This window comes from Bacillus sp. 123MFChir2, assembly GCF_000383235.1.
Taxonomy (GTDB): Bacteria; Bacillota; Bacilli; order Bacillales; family Bacillaceae_G; genus Bacillus_A.
Genome location: NZ_KB910971.1, coordinates 23,257 through 29,256 on the forward strand (window position 1 = coordinate 23,257; position 6,000 = coordinate 29,256).

At 32.7% G+C, this 6,000-nt stretch carries 3 protein-coding genes; all 3 read right to left on the reverse strand.

Features of this window, described 5'->3' with window-relative positions; translation table 11 throughout:
* Window positions 1-268 precede the first annotated feature (268 nt).
* On the reverse strand, window positions 269-1,594 hold the full coding sequence (locus tag H280_RS23960; RefSeq protein ID WP_020062745.1) for an ATP-grasp domain-containing protein: 1,326 nt from the start codon (window positions 1,592-1,594) through the stop codon (window positions 269-271).
* 175 nt (window positions 1,595-1,769) lie between these two features.
* Window positions 1,770-3,254 (reverse strand): class I adenylate-forming enzyme family protein, encoded by a 1,485-nt coding sequence (locus tag H280_RS0119155; protein WP_020062746.1) that lies wholly within the window; start codon window positions 3,252-3,254, stop codon window positions 1,770-1,772.
* Window positions 3,255-3,580: 326 nt separating this feature from the next.
* Window positions 3,581-5,995, reverse strand: coding sequence for an AMP-binding protein (locus H280_RS23965; RefSeq protein WP_020062747.1), 2,415 nt, complete (start codon window positions 5,993-5,995; stop codon window positions 3,581-3,583).
* Window positions 5,996-6,000 lie beyond the last annotated feature (5 nt).

Consider the following 6,000-nt stretch of genomic DNA (forward strand, 5'->3'; position numbering starts at 1 on the left):
TTCTAATCACTCACCTGTCTTATAATGTTAATTATTTCAAGCAATAACATCCATAAATTTATTTATAAAAGTTAATTATTGGTGATACTAAATGGTGATCAAAGTTATAGTTTTTATAAAATTCTATAATCCAATCCCTTCATAAAGAGATTAAATTATAGAATTTTTCACATTGGATGTACGTCTATATTTCTTGCATTTCAAGCGAATCCCCAATATAAAAGATTCTTTTCACTTAAATATCTACACTTAATAGGAAAAAGTTAGATTATTCAATCGAATCATCTTTTGAATCTGAATCAGTTATTATAGAAATTTTAGCTGCGAAATAATCTTCTAGATCGTCTAAGTTATTTTTAGTGTTTGAATCAAAAATAAATGCTCCACAACGATCTTTCGATGCTTTAATTTCAAAAAGTTGATCACCTTTTTTTCTTTCGATCAATAATTCTTTTATTTGTGGTTCATCATTATGATTACTAGGCGTAATTAGTGGTCTTATACCTTCTTCTCTTAACCAAACAGGGGTAATACCTATGTCCTCTTCAATCAAGAAATCCACTAATATTCCTGGTGTATGATCAAAGTAAACTTGGCGAGCAAATCTATTTGGAGCAAGATATTGAGCTTCTTTTTCTAATGCAATATCAATTAAAATATTCTCTAATGGTATACCAGTAGTAACCTGATATAATTGCAATATTCCATCTCCTGGGTTTCTTGCTGCAATTTCCATAAGATAAATATTCCCTTCTGAATCTATTTTATATTCTGCATGCGAAATTCCATTTTTAAAATTCAGTTTTTTTACAATTTCCCGATTAATATCTAAGAGTTTCTGGTATTCTTCTTCCTTGAGATTAGCTGCAGGTACAGTATGAGCCATTTCAACGAAACAATTTCCTTTTAACTCATTAGTTCTTTTTTGTGTAGGACAAGAAAAAATGATCTTTTTATTTTGAATAAGAGTCTCTACCGAATACTCTCTACCTCTAATATATTGTTCAATAAGGACAGTTTCGTCTGAGGCATATTCTTGTTCTAAAGCTTGCATCATTTCACCTTGAGAGTTTACTCTCAATACTCCAGAGCTCCCCTCCCTACTAATAGGTTTTAAAATAGCAGGAAATGATTGATCTCTAATTGCAGTTACTTCGTTTCTTTGTTCAGGCGTTAAACAGACATAGCTAGGGCTCCATTTATCAAAATATAACCTTTGTAAAAATTTATTACGGCAAACTTGAGAAGCTCTTAAGCCAGGCGAAGGAAGACCTAAGTAATCGGCAACAAGTCCTAAGATTTCTACAAAACTCTCTCTAATTGTATATACACCTTTAATTTCATACGAATTTTTCCATATTAAAATCTGGCTTAGTACCTTCTGGATTTCGTTTGGATTAATCAACGCAAATTCTTTTATTTTTTGAAAGGGATGACCTTCTATAGACTCTCTTCTATGTAAATTCAATTCTGTGCTGTCATTTTTCACATCAATTACCAATATATCTAAATCATATTTTTCAATGGCCGTTATGAAGTTTGGATATTTACCTGTAGTAAATCCTCCAAACAATAAGAATGCTTGTTGAGCCAACTTGGTTTCCTCCAGTTTAGAAAAAGTTTTATAATAAAACAGCCTTTCAATTTTTTAATTTCAAGTTTTGATACGTATAATAAAATTTAGATTAAGAAAAAATTCTCGAATTAGTATTCTATTTGCTTGATAGTTTCAATGTAGATATCTGAATCAAGTAAACGATATATAATAATTATTTTTTCTGTATATTTTGTAACTGATTAAACAATGTTAACAATTCACCTCTTTGAATTTTTCCTTTTTGATCCCTCGGAATCTCCCTAATAAACTTGATTTCTTTTGGAACTTTATATAATTCAGTTTTTTCTGTACATTTCTGTTTTATTCGATTACTAAATTGCTCATTATAATTTTGATGCTCAGTAACAACAAAAGCAGCAATACTTTCGCCTAATAGTTTATCAGAAACACCTATAACAGCAACGTCGTTTATACCAGGAAAAGTAGAAATCAATGATTCTATTTCATATGGGCTTACCTTAAGTCCATCTATATTAATTTGTTCTTTCACCCTTCCAGTAATATATAAAAATCCATCTTCATCTATAAAACCTAGATCACCTGTGCGAAGCCATCCATTACAAATTGATTGAGATATATCTTCATTTAAATAACCACTTGTTACATTATGCCCAGATATTAATATTTCTCCAACATGCCCAGCTGTGGTTTCTTCTTTCGCATTTTTTTCATTATAAATTTTAATGTGTACATCTTGTGGTGGCTTTCCAACACTCCTTAATTTACTTCGATTCGAGTTGCAATGCAGATATGTTGATCTACTTGCTTCAGTTAAACCGTAGTAAATATATATATCGGTATTAGGTAACGTATCAAGTAACTCCTCTGTAAGATCGTGTGGCATTGGAGCAGTATTGATAATCATATACTTTAGTTTTTTTGCTTTTTCTTGAAATTCCTTTTTATAATATTGAAGTAGAAATCTTACTCCGGCCGGAGTAAGAGGAAAACTAGTTGCTTTTTCAAGAGCATTAAAAACCCTCTTAACATCTAGCAATCCCGTCTCTATATACATTGTCCCTCCAATCATCGCATAACAATGGAAATGTCCCAATCCAAAAGAGTGACTTAGGGGGAGTGTTGTTAATTCTCGATCTTCTGATTCTATATGTGCCCATTTGATAATCGCTTTTGCTGTAAATTCAATATTATCATGTGTGATTTTAACACCTTTAGGACTTCCTGTTGTTCCACTTGTATACATAATATGGGCTATTTCATTTGAATATTCTGTTTCTTTTATGAATTCTGGCTGATTCGATAAGACACCAGCTTCAGGATAGCTTTCACATTCTTCAAAAGAGGATATTAGATCTGTTCTCTCTAATGTAAAAAATAAATTAGGATTTAAGTCCTTAACAATAACCTGAATGGATGACATATTCATATTATAATCAGCGAAACAAACAGTCGCTCCAACCAACATAGTTCCACAATAAGCAACCAATAAATCACAAGAATTGGGTAAACACAATAGAATACGATCATTTTCTTTTACGTTCTTAGCGGATAGATATGACGCAAATTGTTTTATTTCTTTTGCCATATCTCCATACGTAAGTGATCTTGATTTGTCTACAATACATTTTTTTTCAGGATGTTTAACAGCGTTATCCAGTAGATTTTGAACAATCATATTATCATTCTCCTAAACACAAGTTGTGAATATGTAATCTAGCGTTCCTCCATTTGTTCCCTACAAAGTTTATAATCGTCTGAATTTTCCGTAATTATAATGACAATATACCTTGGATTATATCTCTTATCATTTCCTTATCTCCAGGCTCTTTAATCATATTCATCCAGTCTTGTATAATAATATCTTTGAATTTTTATAATGTTTTAAAGTTTAAATTATTACCTATGTGCTCTTTGCAAAGAGCTTCCTAATAATTTTAACTACCTTACTTAAGATAATAACATTATTCCAAATACAGCTAGGTATTCCATTAAATAACAATTTTATTTTTTGGTACAAATTATACTTTCCACAATGGTAGCAAGATGATCCACATGGGGGCGTAAGAGCATATTTTTATGTGTACCAGGCGATTCCCAAGTACAAAATTGCCCTTTCGTTCTTTTCCTCCACTCATTTTCATGTACAAATCTGAAGTTGTCATTATTCGTTGAGTGTTCGGATGCAATTATCCAATTAATATCAGTACAGATTTGCCCATCAAGTGTATATTGCCTTAACGCGTTAAATGTTGCGACTGAAACCTTTAATTCTCTTCTAGCCATCTCTCTACTAACATCAGGGTGTAAAACCCCATTTTTATATGCGTTCGTGTTCATCCATTCGATAATTTCTTCTTCTGTTAAATCTTCAATTTCAGGAATATTAACTCCTTTACTTTCACAAAATATCTTCCAATACTGCAATCGTTCACTACTTCTCTTTTTGTTTTTTTCGGAAATTAAATTATATTTCGTTAATTCAGGGTAGACCGCTAAAGTATCAAAGAGTATAACACACTCAATATTTCTCCCCATTTTCTCTAGCCTACGTACCATTTCATATGCAAAAGTCCCACCAGAAGACCATCCCACAAAATAAATTAATTCCCCATCATTAATTTTACAAATTTCATTTACATACAAGTCTACAATTTCATCCAAATCCCACAAAGGTTCATCGTTTGTATCAATACCAAGCGCTTGGATTCCATAAATAGTTGCATCAGTATTTAAGCGTCTAGCAAGATCCACATAGCAAAATACTCCGCCACCTCCTGGATGAACAAAAAAAACATGCTCTTTGTCATTTCCAGGCTTAATATTTACAATTCTAGAACTCTCTATAGATACTTGATTACGAATTGCATTACATAGTTTCCTAGGTGTAGCATTCTCAATTAAAGTGGTTATAGGTATATCAATTCCAAACTTTCTCATCACCGTTTCAACTAATAGTATTACTTTTAATGAATGACCTCCAACTTCGAAAAAATCTGAATCCATATTTATATTCTGATTTTCCAGAACACCATTCCACAAGCTTAACATTTCAAATTCAAGTTTGTCTCGTGAAACACCAGTTATCCTTTCCTCTGGAATAGAAGACTGGAAGTTAGTAAGATCGAGTATTTTTCTATCAACTTTACCATTTGGGGTTAATGGTATTTGTTCTAGCCATACATATGTTGTTGGTACCATATATGCAGGTAGCCTTTGTATAAGTTTTTTGCGTAGAAGCTGTGTATCACTTTGCGATTCCCCAACGATATATGCCACAAGACTTTTATCCCTAGGCGTATCTTCTTTCATCTCCACTATTGCTTCTTGAATACCTTCACACTGCTTTAATACAAATTCAATTTCTCCAATGTCAATCCAATATCCGCATATTTTGGCTTGTTTGTTAATTCTTCCAATAAACCTAAGACTTCCATCTGGCAAATAGTATACTAAGTCTCCTGTTTTGTACATCCGTTCTCCTGTTTTATCTACGAACGGATTTGGTACAAATCGTTCTGTCGTTAGCTCCGGATGATTTAAATACCTCTTTGAGAGACCGTCTCCTGCAATATATAATTCTCCTGGTACACCGATAGGTACTGGATTCATTTTTCTGTCAAGTATATATACTTTCGTATTTGCAATAGTTTTTGCTACCGTGATAGTTAACAAACTCAAGGAATTCTCCAATATATTGCACGTTATTGAACCTACGGTTATCTCCATTGGTTCATAATAATAAAGAACTTCACAATCAGGTGATACAAATTTAATTTGTTTGCAAAGTTCAACTTCAAAGTTTTCGCCTCCTAATATTAAAAAACGGCGTGGCAATACTTTTTTTGGATCCTCCCTACTCAAAAGTATCCTTAAATGTGATGAATCAATTTTCAGACCATCAATATCATACGTTCGAATATAATTCCCAAAAGCTCTTGTATCAGAAAGTATATTCTTTGATATGATGTGTACACTACCTCCGGTAACTATTGACGGAAAAATCAACGCGTAACCCATGTCAGTTGCATAATTGGTAAAGGCAAAATTCATTCCTTTACTTATTTCAAAATACTTTCTGTATCCATTGATATGTTCTACTAAAGAATAAATTTGTATAGATACTCCTTTAGGCTTTTCTGTCGTATCCGACGCATAGACAACATATGCCAAATTATCTGGAGTTGATATATTCTTCGGATTACTCCCACTTTCTTGAGCAATCACTGGCCAATCCTCATCTAGTTGTACGATACTTGCATCACAAGTCGGCAAGTTGTTTAATAAATGCGATTGAGTTAGTATTACCGGTGCCTGCGTATCTTCTAACATGTATTGTATCCGCTCAGATGGATACGTAGGATCCAAAGGTACATAAGCTCCTCCGGCCTTAAGGATTCCGAGCAGTCCCGAAACCATATTCA

What these genes read in the sequence shown, in the direction of transcription:
- H280_RS0119155 (WP_020062746.1), bottom strand. Translation starts at nt 3,254, where the DNA reads ATGATTGTTCAAAATCTACTGGATAACGCTGTTAAACATCCTGAAAAA.
- H280_RS23965 (WP_020062747.1), bottom strand. Translation starts at nt 5,995, where the DNA reads ATGGTTTCGGGACTGCTCGGAATCCTTAAGGCCGGAGGAGCTTATGTA.